This is a genomic window from Streptomyces sp. NPDC018026 (assembly GCF_044327745.1).
GTDB classification, from domain to species: domain Bacteria; phylum Actinomycetota; class Actinomycetes; order Streptomycetales; family Streptomycetaceae; genus Streptomyces; species Streptomyces rubrogriseus.
On the sequence record NZ_JBIRFY010000009.1, the window covers coordinates 98,826 to 112,595 of the forward strand.

Below are 13,770 nucleotides of genomic sequence, written 5' to 3' on the forward strand. Positions count from 1 at the left end.
GTTTCTTTACGACCACTTTCTGAGCCTTTGCAGGGAGAAAACGGGATGGGACTGACCGCGAGGATCCGAACGCGGGACGGATGGGCCGTGTCGCACGCGGTCGTCACGGTGACCGACATGACCGGCACGCAGGTGCTGCGCGCCGAGGCGGACACCGAGGGCGCCGTGCGGGACACCACCGCGCTGACGCCGGGGGCGTACACCGTGATCGTCACCGCGGTCGGCTACGCGCCCGCCGCCTCCAGCGCGATCGTCACCGCGAGCGGCCGGGCCGAGGTCGGCACCGTGACGCTGGCCCGCCAGGGCGGCACCGAACTGCCGCCGCCGGGGCCGTGGACCGTGGACCCGGCGCACTCCAGCGTGGCCGCCGTCGCGCAGCACCTGGGCATCTCCAGCGTGCGGGGCCGCTTCACCGACTTCGCCGCCACCGTCGAGATCGCCCCGGACGACGTCACCAAGTCCCGGGTGGAGGCGGTGATCAAGGCGGCCTCCATCGACACCGGCAACGGCATGCGCGACACCCACCTGCGCTCGGCCGACTTCCTGGACGTCGAACGCCACCCGGAGATCACCTACCGCTCCACCGGCGTGAGCGAGGCCGGGCCGGACCGCTGGACCGTCCGCGGCGAGCTGGCCCTGCACGGGGTCGTCCGCGAGGTCGACCTGGACCTGGCCTACCTCGGCACCGGCGCCGACCCCTGGGGCGGCACCCGGGCGGCGTTCCGCGCGACGGCGGAGCTGCACCGCGAGGACTTCGCCATGAACTACAACCAGGTCGTCCAGGCCGGCATCGCCGCCATCGGCACGACGCTCCGGGTCGAGCTGGACGTCCAGGCGGTCCAGGGGGAGTCACTGCCCGCCGTGTGAGGCATCGCCGGACGACGCCCCGGCCACCACCTGGGCGCACAGGTCCCGGAGCTTGACGTTCCGGGCCTGTGAGGCCCGGCGCCGCCGCGCTCCAGGGCCCGGTGGGCGTCGATGCGCTCCCGGGCCATGAGCATGCCGACCGCCCGGTCCATGACGCTGCGGGAGAGCAGGGCGGTGCGCACGTCGGCCGCCGAGGCCTGCCGCCGTTCGATGCGGCCCGCGCCGTTCTCGTACTGGCGCAGGTCCAGGCCGCCGGGCGGTCCGGTGCTGCGCGCCATGGCGTGGTCGAGGGTGGCCGATGTCCGGGCCGGGTCGGTTGCCCGGACAGTGTCCGCGTCTCCGCCCGGGTCCGTGTCGCTGATCCGCGGGGTGATGACCGTACGGATGTCACGTCACCGCTCGGTCGCGCCTCTGCCGCCCGAACCGGAGTTGGCGTCGACGATGCGGCGGGCCAGGTCGCGCAGCTTCACGTTCTCGCGCTGGGAGGCCTTCACCAGGGACTCGAAGGCGCCGCCCGCGTCGATGTCCAGACGCTCCATCAGGATGCCGGTGGCCTGGCCGATCAGGTCCCTGGTGCGCATCGCCTCGGTGAGCTGCTCGCGCACGGTCGCCGAGTCCAGGGCGAGGGAGACGTGCGCGGTGAACAGCCGCCCGATGCGGGTGGCGTCCTCGTCGAAGGCCTGCGGCTTGCGGGCGTACGCGGTCAGCACGGTCAGCCGCCGCCGGTCGGCGCGCAGCCGCAGGGACAGCGTGGAGCGCAGACCGAGCCCGGACAGGACGGTGCCGCCGCCGTCGGCCTCGCTGTCGTCCGTCCGCACCACGGGCGTGGTCCACAGGCGCTCCCAGTCCGGGTGCGGGGTGTGGCCGCCCTGCCGGGGCTCGGCGGCGAACCGGACGGTCTCGTCGGTCCAGGCGAGGGAGCGCAGCCGGCCGCCGCGCTGGATCTCCGAGATGCCCGCGTGCTCGGCTTCGGGCAGCAGGCGTACCGCCAGTGCGACGGCGGTGTTCATGGTGTCGCCGGGTGAGCCCGTCGCGTGCAGGTCACCGGCCGCGGCGGTCAGGGCCTCGGCCAGCTCGAAACCCACTGGAAAACGCGGCAAATCAGTAAATTCGGACGCAGCCACCACGAACCTCTTCGGCAAGCGCGGCCTCACGGCCGTGCGCAGGAGAGCTCCGCAGCACATTCCCGACTGCGAGCACAGGACGAACAGCACTTTAGCTGCTCGGTTGCGTGCCGGTGACGCTCGGCCGACGGTCCGGGCGGCCCCGCGGCCGGGCGAGTGGCGCGCCTTCCGCACCGCCCCGCCGCGTGGTGCAATGGGGACCGGGTCAGGAAGCGGCCCGGCCGGAAGCCCGACGGACGTCTGTCAGGTGAGTGCTGTGACCTTCCTCCCCCAGCCCTGCGAGCCGTGTGAGCCCTGTGAACCACCCGGGTGCGTCGTGCTCGCGATGCCCGGCGAGATCGACTTCTGCAATGCCGCGGGGCTGCTGCCCCTGATCATGACCGCCGTGGAGCAGCGCTCCGACGGACTGCGCCTGCTCGTCCTGGACCTCTCCCCGACCGGTTTCATGGACTCCCAGGGCGTCCGCCTCGTCGCGGCCGTACGCCGCCGGCTGCCCGACCACGCCCTGCTGCGCGTGGTGGCCGTCCCGAAGGGCGTACCGAGCCGCGTCCTCGAACTCTCCGGCCTGCGCCGCGACGTGCCGGTCCACGACAACCTCGCGGAGGCGCTGCGCACCGGAAGCGGCACGGCCGGGAGCGGGACGGCGGGGAGCGGCACGGCGGCCTAGGCTGGCGGCATGGCACCGAACATCGCGACGAACACCCGTGTCTCACTGGACGGGTTGCTGGACTTCGTACGCCCCCGGCACCGGGCGATCCTGCTGACCCGCCGGGCCGACGGCAGCCCCCAGGGCTCGCCCCTGACCTGCGGGGTCGACGACGCCGGCCGGATCGTCGTGTCGACCTACCCCGAGCGGGCCAAGACCCGCAACGCGCGCCGCGACGCGCGGGTCAGCCTCATCGTGCTCAGCGACGAGTGGAACGGCCCGTGGGTCCAGATCGACGGCACCGCGGAGGTCATCGACGCGCCGGACTCCGTGGAGCCGCTCGTGGAGTACTTCCGCAACATCTCCGGCGAGCACCCCGACTGGGACGAGTACCGGCAGGCCATGGTCAAGCAGGGCAAGTCCATCGTCCGGGTGACACCGGAGAAGTGGGGACCGGTGGCGACGGGCGGCTTCCCGGCGCGGCTGGCGGCGGACGACTAGGGCGCGTGTCCGCGAGCCGTACGCCGGGGTGGGCGGCCATACGCCGGGGTGGGCAGCCGTACGCCGGGCGGTCAGCCCTGTTCGACCATCGCGTCGATGCCCGCGACGAGCAGGTCGAGGGCGAACTCGAAGTCCCGGTCCAGCATCTCCGCCACGGTGTCGCCGCCCCGGGCCGCCATGATGTCCTGCGCGTCCTCGATGACGCCCGCGGTGTCCGGCACCTCGGTCACCGCGGTCATCGAGTCCTGGAAGTACTCCTCCGGACTCAGCCCGGTGTCCGCCACCCGGGCGAGGAAACGGCCCTCGATGGTGCCGTAGCCGTAGACGAACTGGAAGACGGCGGAGATGGCGCCGGTCAGACGGTGCGCGGGCAGCCCGCTGCGGCGCACGACGTTCTGCACCGCGCGGGAGAAGGCCAGCGAGTGCGGCCCGATGTTGAGGTAGGTGCCGACCAGCCGGGACGACCAGGGGTGGCGCACCAGCAGCGCCCGGTTCTCCCGGGCCAGGGCCCGCAGCTCCTCGCGCCAGTCGAGCCCGGCGTCCGGGTCCGGGTGGCGCAGCTCGCCGAAGACGGCGTCCAGGGCGAGTTCGAGCAGCTGGTCCTTGGTGTCGACGTACCAGTACACGGACATCGCGGTGACGTTCAGCTCGGCGGCCAGGCGGCGCATCGAGAACCCCGTCAGGCCCTCGGCGTCCAGCAGCCGGACGGTGACCCCGGTGATCCGGTCCCGGTCGAGCCCGGACGGCTGCCCCCCACGGCGTCCACCGCGCCGCCCCTCCCCCGACAGCCACACGCTGTCCCGCGGCCCCTCCCGCCCTGCCTTCGCCATGCGCACTACCTCGCTCTCACCCTCAACCGTCATGCTAGGCGCCCCGGAAAGGGGCGCGGGGCGTGACGATATGCGGCTCCGCAGCCACACACCCGCCCCGCGGCCCGAGTTCTTAGGCGCCCACCCGCTCCGCCCGCCGCAACAACACCGCCGCCACCACCCCGCCCAGCAACACCGCCACCGCGCCCACCAACTGACTGCTCTCCACTCCGGAGGAGAACGCGTCGAGCACCCGCCCCCGCTCGCCCTCCCCGCGCGCCGCAGCCAGCGCCGCGGGGAGCGAGGTCGCCGCGACGGGGGTCAGCGCCGCGAACCGCGAGGTCAGCACCGCGCCCAGGACGGCCACGCCCAGCCCGTTGCCGAACTCGGCCAGCGTGCCGTTGACGCCCGCGCCGACCCCGGCCCTGGCCGGCGGGATCGCGCTCATCAGCGCGTGTGCCATGGCCGGGTTGCCGAGCGCGCACCCCACGCCGATCAGCAGCAGTCCCAGCAGTGTGCCGGCGTAACCGTGCCCGGTCAGCGTGGCGATGGCCACCAGGCCCGCCGCCATCAGCACCATGCTCAGCAGCACTGCCACCGGCGTGCCGAGCCTGGCCAGCCACTTCGCCGCCACCCCGGAGAAGTTCAGCAGCACCACGGTCAGGGCCAGCGGCGCGGTCCGCAGCCCGGCCTCCAGCGGGCCGTACCCGAGCACGAACTGCAGGTGCTGGGTGAGCAGGAAGAGCGCACCGCCCATGCCGAAGGTGATCAGCACGAGACCGGCCACCGCGCCGGTGAACCGCTGGTCGCGGAAGAAGGTGAGGTCGAGCATCGGGTACGGGATGCGGCTCTCCCAGTAGGCGAAGAGCGCGAGCACGCCCACGGCGACGGCGGCCGTGGCCAGGACCCGCCCCGACGTCCAGCCGTGCCCGGGGCCGGAGATGATCGCGTAGACCAGGGCGGCCATGCCCACCGTGGAGAGGAGGGCGCCCAGCAGGTCGGGGCGGTCGCCCTGCCGGTTCTTCGACTCCGGGACCAGGGCCACGACCGCGACCAGGCCGAGGGCCACCACCGGCAGGTTGATCAGGAAGATCGCCCCCCACCAGAAGTGGTCCAGCATGAAGCCGCCGATCAGCGGCCCGCAGGCGAAGCCGAGCGCGCTGACCGCACTCCAGATGCCGATGGCCCTGGCGTGCTCGGCGGGTGCGAAGATCTGCATGACCACGGCGAGCGTGGTCGTCAGCAGCAGGGCGCCGCCGATGCCCATGCCGGCCCGCGCCGCGATCAACTGGCCGGTGGTCTCCGCGAGTCCGGCCGCCAGCGAACCGACCCCGAACAGGGCGAGGCCGGTGGCCAGCATCTTCTTGCGGCCGTACCGGTCGGCCGCGCTGCCCGCGGTGAGCAGCAGTCCGGACTGGACCAGCGAGTAGGCGTTGATCATCCACTGGATGTCGGAGGTGGCCGCGCCCAGCTCGTCGGTGAGCGAGGGGATGGCCACGTTCAGCACGGTGTTGTCCAGGACCACCGTGAGCTGGGCGAGGCTGATGACGCCGAGGATCAGCCAGCGCTGCGGGTGGCCCTGGACCGGGGGTGCGGGTTCGCGTTCCTGCTCCTCGGCGGATTCCTGGGATGACGTCGTCATGTTGTACAGCGTATAGGAGTTCCCTATACGCTGTACAACAGTTTCTCGTCCGGCGCGGTCAGTCCGTCGGCGAGGTGAGGTCGTAGAAGGTGGCCGAGCCGACCGTGACCTCCTTGAAGTTGGCCTCGACCCACGAGGTGATCTGCGACGCGGCGCCGGAGCCGCCACCCATGCCGCCCCCCGCACCGCTGCCGATGAAGTAGTGGATCCGGCCGTCCGCCACGTACTTCTTGAACTGGGCCAGGGTCGGCGACGGGTCGGTGCCGTTGAAGCCGCCGATCGCCATCACCGGGGCGCCGGTGCCGAGCTGGTAGCTCGCGGCGTTCTGGGAGCCGATCGCGGCGGCCGCCCAGGTGTACGCGTCGGCGTCGGTCTCCAGCAGCTTCTTCGCCTCGGAGCCCACTTCGGCGCCGTTGAGCAGGCCGCCCATGCCGCCGCCGCCGGCGCCCATACGGCCGCCCTCGCCGGTCGGACCGCCGGCCGGACCAGCGTTCCGGCCGTTCTGGCCGTTCTGGCCGTTCGGTGTCTGGCCGTTCTGGCCGTTCTGGTTGGTGCCGCCGGCACCCGGAGCGGTGCCGCCGCCGGGGAAGCCGCCGCCCCCGGGACCGCCCTGGCCCTGGCCCTGCCCCTGGCCGGGGGCGTTCCCGCCGCCCGGGAAGCCGCCGCCTCCGGGGCCGCCGCCACCGCCGGGACCGCCGCCCATGCTCGCACCGGCCGGACCCGCCGTGACGATGGAGCCGCTGTGCCCCTCCCGCACGGTGCTCAGCGTGTACGCGGTGGGTGCGGCCAGCGACGCCACGAGCCCGAGACCCGCCGCCGCGAGGGCGGTGCGCCGCCCCAGCCGCCCCGCGAAGACCAGCCCGAGCGCGGCGGTCAGGCCGCCGACCAGGACCGTCACCTTCAGCCAGGGGAGGTAGTCGGGCGTCCGGTTGAGCAGCACGTATCCCCAGGCCGCGCTCGCCGTGACGGCGGCGGCGAGGGCGATCGACGCCCAGGGCCGCTCGCGGCGTTCCCACAGCGTCGCGGCGCCCATGCCGGTCACGGCCGCCAGGTACGGCGCGAGGGCCACCGTGTAGTACTGGTGGAAGATGCCGGCCATGTAGCTGAAGACGACCGCCGTCATCAGCAGCGAGCCGCCCCAGACCAGGAAGGACGCGCGTGCGCCGTCCGTGCGGGCGGCGCGGCGCGTGGCGATCAGGCCCGCGACGAGCAGGATCAGGGCGGCCGGGAGCAGCCAGGAGATCTGGCCGCCGATCTCCGAGTTGAACATCCGGTCCCAGCCGGTCTCGCCCCACTGCCCGCCACCGCCCCCGCCCATGCCGCCGCCCCCGCCGCCGACGCTGCCGGTCTCCTCGCCGTTGAGGCGGCCGAGGCCGTTGTAGCCGAAGGTCAGCTCCAGGAAGCTGTTGTTCTGCGAGCCGCCGACGTACGGGCGGGACGACGCCGGCCACAGCTCGACGACCGCGACCCACCAGCCGCCGGAGACGACGATCGCGGCGGTCGCCAGCGCGAGCTGGCCGAGGCGCTTCCTGAGCCGCACCGGCGCGCAGACGCCGTAGACCAGGGCGAGGGCGGGCAGGATCAGGAAGGCCTGGAGGGTCTTCGCCAGGAACGCGAAGCCGATCGCGACGCCCGCCCACACCAGCCACTTGGTCCGGCCGTCCTCCAGGGCCCGTACGACGAGGTAGCAGGCGACGGACATCAGCAGGGCGAGAAGCGCGTCCGGGTTGTTGAACCGGAACATCAGCGCGGCGACGGGCGTGAGCGCGAGCACGGCGCCCGCGATCAGTCCGGCCGCGGGGCTGAACCGGCGGCGGACGGCCGCGTACACGACGGCGACCGTGCCCACCCCCATCAGCACCTCGGGGACGAGGACCGACCAGGAGGAGAGGCCGAAGATCCGCACCGCCAGCGCCATCGGCCAGAGCGCGGCCGGGGGCTTGTCGACGGTGATGGCGTTGCCCGCGTCGAGCGAGCCGAAGAAGAACGCCTTCCAGGACTGGCTGCCCGCCTGCACGGCCGCCGAGTAGAAGGAGTTGGCGTAGCCGGAGGCGCTCAGGTTGTAGAGGTACAGGAGGGCGGTGGCCAGCAGGAGGCCGAGGAAGGCGGGGCGTACCCAGCGGGGGTCCTCGGGGCGGCCGCGCCACACCCGGCCGGGCCGGGGCCGCCGCGAAGGCCGGGGTTGCCGGTGGGCGGGCGGCGCCGAGGACGGCGGCCCCCCGTCCTCGCCGACGGGGGTGGGCGTGCCGTCGGCGCGCGTGGTCGGGTCGTAGTGCGTCGTCATCGGGCGTCGCTCCAGGTGCGATGCGGGTCCGGAAGATGAGGGTCGGGGAGGTGGGGGTCCGGGAGGTGGGGGTCCGGGAGGTGGGAGTCCGGGAGGTGGGGGTCCGGCGTCTGGGTCGTGGGCGGCGCGTCCGGGAACACCCAGGCGCGGAAGAGCAGGAAGCGCAGCACGGTGGCGGCGAGGTTGGCGGCGATCAGCACCGCCAGCTCGGTGGAGTGGTCGGGGTCGGTCGTCGCCGCGCTCAGCGCGGCCAGCGAACCGCTGGTCAGCGCGAGACCGATGCCGAAGACGACCAGCCCCTGCGCCTGGTGCCGCACGGCGCCGCCCCGGCCCCGCACCCCGAAGGTCAGCCTCCGGTTGGCGGCGGTGTTGGCGACCGCCGAGACCAGCAGGGCGAGCGCGTTGGCGAGCTGGGAGCCGGTGAAGTGGCGGAAGCCGCTGTACAGGAGGAGGTAGAAGAGGGTGGACAGGGCGCCGACCACGCAGAAGCCGACGAGCTGCCGGGCCAGGCCCCGCGGTACGCCGGTCAGGTCGCGGTCGCGCGGGTCGTCGCCGAAGGGGCGGGTCAGCCGGTCCAGTGGGAGGGAGCCGGTGGCCAGGGCCCTGCCGACCCGCCACACGCCCTTGAGGTCCTCGGTCGCCGTCCGCACGATGTGCACGGTGGAGTCCGGGTCGTCGACCCAGTCGACGGGCACCTCGTGGATCCGGCACCCGGCGCGTTCGGCGAGCACCAGCATCTCGGTGTCGAAGAACCAGCCGGTGTCCTCCACCAGCGGCAGCAGTACCCGGGCCACGTCCCGGCGGATCGCCTTGAAGCCGCACTGGGCGTCGGAGAAGCGGGCCTGCAGGGAGCCGCGCAGGATGAGGTTGTAGGTGCGGGAGATGAACTCCCGTTTGGCCCCGCGCACCACCCGCGAGCTGCGGGCGAGCCGGGAGCCGATCGCGAGGTCCGAGTGGCCGGAGATCAGCGGCGCCACCAGCGGCAGCAGCGCGTTCAGGTCGGTGGAGAGGTCCACGTCCATGTAGGCGAGGACCGGGGCGTCCGAGCCCGACCAGACGGTCCTGAGGGCCCGGCCGCGCCCCTTCTGCTCCAGCCGGACCGACCTGACCGCCGCGAGGTCGGCCGCCAGGCGGGCCGCGACGTGCGGGGTGCCGTCCGTGGAGGCGTTGTCGGCGACCGTGATGCGGAAGGCGTAGGGGAACGTCCGGTCGAGGTGCTCGTGCAGTCTCCGGACGCACGGCCCGAGGTCCTTCTCCTCGTTGTAGACGGGGACCACTACGTCCAGGACAGGCGTACCGGCTCCTGCGGCCGGGAGGTGCTCCCGCGCCGGCAGGGAGCCGGGAGAAGAGTCGGTTCGCATGGAACCGACTCTTCTCAACTCCCCTGTCGCACCCGTGTGGTGGTGCTGTGCTGCGCCTGTGAGTGCGCTCGCCCGTCCGGCCGGGCGTGCACCGGCGACAGGGACCGGTCGTGGACCGCGGACAGGGGCCGGTCGTGGAGCGCGGGGAGATACACGGTGAAGACCGTCCGGCCCGGCGCGCTGTCCACCGTCACGCCACCGCCGTGCGCGGTCGTCACGGCCTGCACGATGGCGAGCCCGAGGCCCGTCGAACCGGTCGCACGCGACCGTGCCGAGTCCCCGCGCGCGAACCGTTCGAAGACCCGCGGCAGCAACTCGGCGGGGATGCCCGGCCCGTTGTCCACCACGTCGACGCGGAGCCACGGCCCGTCGCGTCGCACGCGCGCGGTGACGGTCGTGCCCGGCGGGGTGTGGTTGCGGGCGTTGCCCAGCAGGTTGACCAGCACCTGCTGGAGCCGGGCCGGGTCCGCCGAGACCAGAGCCGGGTCCTCGGGCAGGTCAAGCCGCCAGGTGTGGTCGAGACCGGCCGCGCGGGCGTCGCTGACGGTGTCCACGACCAGCGGTACGAGGTCGGTGGGGCCGAACTCCAGCGGGCGTCCGGCGTCCAGGCGGGCGAGCAGCAGCAGATCCTCGACCAGCAGGGTCATGCGGCCGGCCTCGGACTCGATGCGGCCCAGCGCGTGCCGGGTGTCGGGGCCGACCTGTTCGCGTCCCCGGCGGGTGAGTTCGGCGTAACCGCGGATGGAGGCGAGCGGGGTGCGCAGCTCGTGGCTGGCGTCGGCGACGAACTGCCGTACCCGCGTCTCGCTCTGCTGCCGTGCGTGCAGGGCGCCGTGGACGTGGTCCAGCATCCGGTTGAGCGCGGAGCCGACCCGGCCGACCTCGGTGTGCGGGTCGCACTCGGACTCCGGGACCCGTTCGTCGAGGTTCACCTCGCCCGCGTGCAGCGGGAGTTCGGAGACCCGGCCGGCGGTGGCGGCGACCCGGCGCAGGGGGCGGGTGGCGACGCCGACGATGACGGCCCCGGCGAGGGAGGCGGCGACGAGGCCCGCGGCGGTGACGCTGGCCTCCACGAGGATCAGGGTGCTGATGGTGCCGTCGACGTCGGAGGTGGGCAGGGCGGCGTAGTAGCCGTCGTGATACTCGACGCGGTAGTCACCGAGGCCGGGGATCTCCACGGTGTGCGCCTCCCCGTCCCGGGGGACGGAGGCGAGCGCGGTGCGCTGGGCCTCGTCGAGGGAGACCGCCGTCGTCCCGCTGGGGTCCGTGCTCTCGTCGTCCTTCTTGCCGTACTTGGCGTCGACGACGGCACCGTCCCGCGTCTCGGCGACGATCGTGTCGCGCGGCTGCGGGCCGCCGTGCGTGACGAAGTCGTCGAGGTCCATCCGCTGCTTCAACCCGCCGCCGGGCCCCGGTTCGCCCGGCGGCCCGAACCCGGACACCCTGGCCGCGACCTCGCGCACCTGCCCGTCCAGCTGCTCGTACAGGTGCGAGCGCAGCGCTACCGTCGTCACGGTGCCGATCACCGCGCACACCACCGCGATCAGCGCCACGGACGCGACGACGAGCCGCGTCCGCAGGGTGCGCGGCCGCGGTCGTCGCCGCCCGCTCACGAGACCGCGGGCTTGATCAGGTATCCGGCGCCGCGCCGGGTGTGGATCATCGGCTCGCGCCCCGCGTCGATCTTCCGGCGCAGGTAGGAGATGTACAGCTCCACGACGTTGGCCTGGCCGCCGAAGTCGTAGGACCACACGCGGTCCAGGATCTGTGCCTTGCTGAGCACCCGCCGCGGGTTGCGCATCAGGAAGCGCAGCAGCTCGAACTCGGTGGCGGTGAGGTGGATGCCGTCGCCGCTCCGGGTGACCTCGTGGCTGTCCTCGTCGAGGGTGAGGTCGCCGACCACGAGTACGGAGTCGGAGCGCCGGTCGGCGGCGCCGGAGCGCCGGATCAGTCCGCGCAGCCGGGCGACGACCTCCTCCAGGCTGAACGGCTTGGTGACGTAGTCGTCGCCGCCCGCGGTCAGCCCGGCGATCCGGTCCTCGACGGCGTCCTTGGCGGTCAGGAACAGCACCGGCACGTCCGGCAGGTCGCGGCGCAGCCGCCCCAGCACGCTCAGGCCGTCCATGTCGGGCAGCATCATGTCCAGTACGACGGCGTCGGGCCGGAACTCGCGCGCGGTCTGGACGGCGCCGTGGCCGTCGCCCGCGCTGCGGATCTGCCAGCCCTCGTAGCGCAGGGCCATGGACAGCAGTTCGGTGATGGACTGCTCGTCGTCCACTACAAGCACCCGGACGGGGCTCCCGTCCGGCCTCAGCAGTTCGGTGCGCCCCTGGGGCGAGGTCGTGGTCATAGCGGTCACCTTGTCGGGACGCTCTGAGAAGGCCCTTTCCCCAAGCTGTGATTTCTCTGAGAAACGCCCGGGCGCCGCGCGGGCACCGCCCGTCAGCCCTCTCGCGCCGCCGGTAGCCTTCCGGCGCCGCCCGTCAGCCCTCCGCGGTCAGGCCCTCGGCCGTGAGGGTGAGGTGCCGGACCAGCACCTCGGCGGCGGTGTCGGCGTCGCGGGCCAGCGCCGCCTCCTCCAGCCGGCGGTGCTCCTCGACGCCGTCCCGGCCGGGATTGCGGTGCGTCGACCAGCGGCGGGCCAGTTCACTCGCCGTCCACAGCCGGTCGAAGGTCTCCAGCAGCACGGGGTTGCCGCAGCCCTCCATCAGGGCGCGGTGGAAGAGCCGGTGCGCCTCGGACCACGCCTCGCTGTAGTACTCGCCCTCCTCCGGCGTGTACGGGGGCGTGCGGGACAGCCGGTGGTGGGCGGCGCGCACCCGGGCCTCCCAGTCGACGTCGCCGCGCTCGACGGACATGCGCAGCAGGACCGGTTCGATGGTGCGGCGGGCCTCCGCGATCTCCTGCCAGCGCCGGTCGGAGTGGGCCGGGACCGCGAAACCGCGGTTGGGCAGCCGGTCGGCGAGCCCGTCCCCGACCACCCGCACGAGGGCCTCGCGCACCACGGCCAGGCTCACGCCCTGCTCCTTGGCGAGGTCCTGCGGCTTGAGGGCGGCGCCCGGGGCGTGGTCGCCGCGCATGATCGCATCCCGCAGATGTGCGTAGACCTGCTCGGAGAGCATGCGCTTGCCCGTCGGCGGGGGCGGGGTGGGGCCGGTCTGAGTCATGAGGGCAGCATAGACGATCCATTGAATAATCGATTATCGGTGTTATGGTCGATTGCAGCGGCCGGTCCACAGGGACCGGCCCGGCCGAAAGGAACGACGCGATGAGCGCCAACAACCCGTTCGCCCGCCTCCCCGAGGCGGCCTCCTTCACCCTCACCAGCACGACCGTCACCGACGGCGGTGCCTGGCCGGCCGCGCAGCACTCCTCCGGCGTCCCCGGCGGCAAGGACGTCTCCCCGCAGCTGTCGTGGAGCGGCGCGCCGGAGGGCACCCGGAGCTACGCCGTCACCGTCTACGACCCCGACGCCCCCACCGGGTCCGGGTTCTGGCACTGGGCGGTCGCCGACATCCCGGCCGCCGTCACCGAGCTGCCCGAGGGCGCCGGCGACGACACCGGCCCGGGTCTGCCCGAGGGCGCCTTCCAGCTCCCCAACGACGCCCGCGCCGCCCGCTACATCGGCGCCGCGCCGCCGGCCGGGCACGGCCCGCACCGGTACTTCGTCGTGGTGCACGCCCTGGACGTCGAGTCGATCGGCGTCCCGGCCGACGCCACCCCGGCCGTCCTCGGCTTCACCATGGCCGGGCACATCCTCGGCCGCGCGGTCCTGACCGCCACCGCCGAGACCCCCGTCCAAACCCCCGCCTGACGCACCGCGTGTCCAGGCTCATCGACACCACGGAGATGTACCTCCGCACCGTCCTGGAACTCGAGGAGGAGGGCGTGGTCCCGTTGCGCGCCCGCATCGCCGAGCACCTGGACCAGAGCGGCCCCACCGTCAGCCAGACCGTCGCCCGCATGGAACGCGACGGCCTGCTGCGGATCGCCGCCGACCGGCAGCTGGAGCTGACCGACACGGGCAGGCGGCTGGCGACGCGCGTGATGCGCAAGCACCGGCTCGCGGAATGCCTGCTCGTCGACGTGATCGGCCTGGAGTGGGAGCAGGTCCACGCCGAGGCCTGCCGCTGGGAGCACGTGATGAGCGAGGCCGTCGAACGACGCCTGCTGCGCCTGCTGCGGCACCCGACCGAGTCGCCCTACGGCAACCCGATCCCGGGCCTGGAGGAGCTGGGCGGGGCGAACCCCGCGGCGCCGCGCACGTCCACCGCCACCGCTGCCGCTGCCGGGGGCACGGTCAGCCTCGGTGAACTGCTCCCCGGGCCGGACGGCGTGAGCGCGGTCGTCCGGCGCATCGGGGAGCTGGTCCAGGCCGACGGAGGCCTGCTGTCCACCCTGCGGCGGGCCGGCGTGCGGCCCGGCGCGGTCGTGAGCGTGACGCCGTGGCCCGGCGGTGTGACGGTCGGCACCGGCGGCCGGACCGCCCGGCTCCCCGCACGCAGCGCCGCGCACGTCTTCGTCGCCCCGCTCTGA

13 protein-coding genes are annotated in these 13,770 nt (G+C 73.6%); 5 read left to right on the forward strand and 8 right to left on the reverse strand.

Annotation, left to right across the window (positions count from 1 at the left end; genetic code table 11):
* Positions 1-45: 45 nt before the first annotated feature.
* Positions 46-867, forward strand: a complete 822-nt coding sequence (locus ACH4D3_RS26540; RefSeq protein ID WP_398326612.1) for a YceI family protein — start codon at positions 46-48, stop codon at positions 865-867.
* A gap of 392 nt (positions 868-1,259) precedes the next feature.
* On the opposite strand, the gene ACH4D3_RS26545 is transcribed toward ACH4D3_RS26540, so the two are convergent.
* Positions 1,260-2,009: an ANTAR domain-containing protein gene (locus ACH4D3_RS26545; RefSeq protein WP_398326615.1), complete on the reverse strand. Its 750-nt coding sequence runs from the start codon at positions 2,007-2,009 to the stop codon at positions 1,260-1,262.
* Positions 2,010-2,247: 238 nt separating this feature from the next.
* Here ACH4D3_RS26545 and ACH4D3_RS26550 point away from each other — a divergent pair, with 238 nt between their 5' ends.
* A complete protein-coding gene (locus tag ACH4D3_RS26550) occupies positions 2,248-2,658 on the forward strand; it encodes an STAS domain-containing protein (protein ID WP_398326618.1) in 411 nt (136 codons plus the stop codon).
* A gap of 9 nt (positions 2,659-2,667) precedes the next feature.
* Entirely contained in the window at positions 2,668-3,138 is a 471-nt protein-coding gene (locus tag ACH4D3_RS26555; RefSeq protein WP_398326621.1) for a PPOX class F420-dependent oxidoreductase, read from the forward strand.
* A 71-nt stretch (positions 3,139-3,209) separates the two neighbouring features.
* On the opposite strand, the gene ACH4D3_RS26560 is transcribed toward ACH4D3_RS26555, so the two are convergent.
* The 7 genes from ACH4D3_RS26560 to ACH4D3_RS26590 all read right to left on the reverse strand — a co-directional run bounded on the left by ACH4D3_RS26560 (position 3,210) and on the right by ACH4D3_RS26590 (position 12,401).
* Positions 3,210-3,968 carry a TetR/AcrR family transcriptional regulator gene (locus tag ACH4D3_RS26560; RefSeq protein WP_398326624.1) on the reverse strand — a complete coding sequence of 253 codons (759 nt, stop codon included), beginning with the start codon at positions 3,966-3,968 and terminating at the stop codon, positions 3,210-3,212.
* 112 nt (positions 3,969-4,080) lie between these two features.
* Positions 4,081-5,589, reverse strand: coding sequence for an MFS transporter (locus ACH4D3_RS26565; protein ID WP_398326627.1), 1,509 nt, complete (start codon positions 5,587-5,589; stop codon positions 4,081-4,083).
* A gap of 58 nt (positions 5,590-5,647) precedes the next feature.
* On the reverse strand, positions 5,648-7,873 hold the full coding sequence (locus ACH4D3_RS26570) for an ArnT family glycosyltransferase (RefSeq protein WP_398326630.1): 2,226 nt from the start codon (positions 7,871-7,873) through the stop codon (positions 5,648-5,650).
* Positions 7,870-9,234, reverse strand: a complete 1,365-nt coding sequence (locus ACH4D3_RS26575; protein WP_398326633.1) for a glycosyltransferase — start codon at positions 9,232-9,234, stop codon at positions 7,870-7,872. Before ACH4D3_RS26575 ends, ACH4D3_RS26570 begins: the two co-directional genes overlap by 4 nt.
* Before the next feature lie 14 nt (positions 9,235-9,248).
* Positions 9,249-10,847 (reverse strand): ATP-binding protein, encoded by a 1,599-nt coding sequence (locus ACH4D3_RS26580; RefSeq protein ID WP_398326636.1) that lies wholly within the window; start codon positions 10,845-10,847, stop codon positions 9,249-9,251.
* On the reverse strand, positions 10,844-11,584 hold the full coding sequence (locus ACH4D3_RS26585) for a response regulator transcription factor (protein ID WP_398326639.1): 741 nt from the start codon (positions 11,582-11,584) through the stop codon (positions 10,844-10,846). Before ACH4D3_RS26585 ends, ACH4D3_RS26580 begins: the two co-directional genes overlap by 4 nt.
* 133 nt (positions 11,585-11,717) lie before the next feature.
* Positions 11,718-12,401 carry a GntR family transcriptional regulator gene (locus tag ACH4D3_RS26590; RefSeq protein ID WP_398326642.1) on the reverse strand — a complete coding sequence of 228 codons (684 nt, stop codon included), beginning with the start codon at positions 12,399-12,401 and terminating at the stop codon, positions 11,718-11,720.
* A 101-nt stretch (positions 12,402-12,502) separates the two neighbouring features.
* Between ACH4D3_RS26590 and ACH4D3_RS26595 the strand changes: the two genes are divergently transcribed.
* Positions 12,503-13,048 (forward strand): YbhB/YbcL family Raf kinase inhibitor-like protein, encoded by a 546-nt coding sequence (locus ACH4D3_RS26595; RefSeq protein WP_398326645.1) that lies wholly within the window; start codon positions 12,503-12,505, stop codon positions 13,046-13,048.
* Positions 13,049-13,056: 8 nt separating this feature from the next.
* On the forward strand, positions 13,057-13,770 hold the full coding sequence (locus ACH4D3_RS26600; protein WP_398326648.1) for a metal-dependent transcriptional regulator: 714 nt from the start codon (positions 13,057-13,059) through the stop codon (positions 13,768-13,770).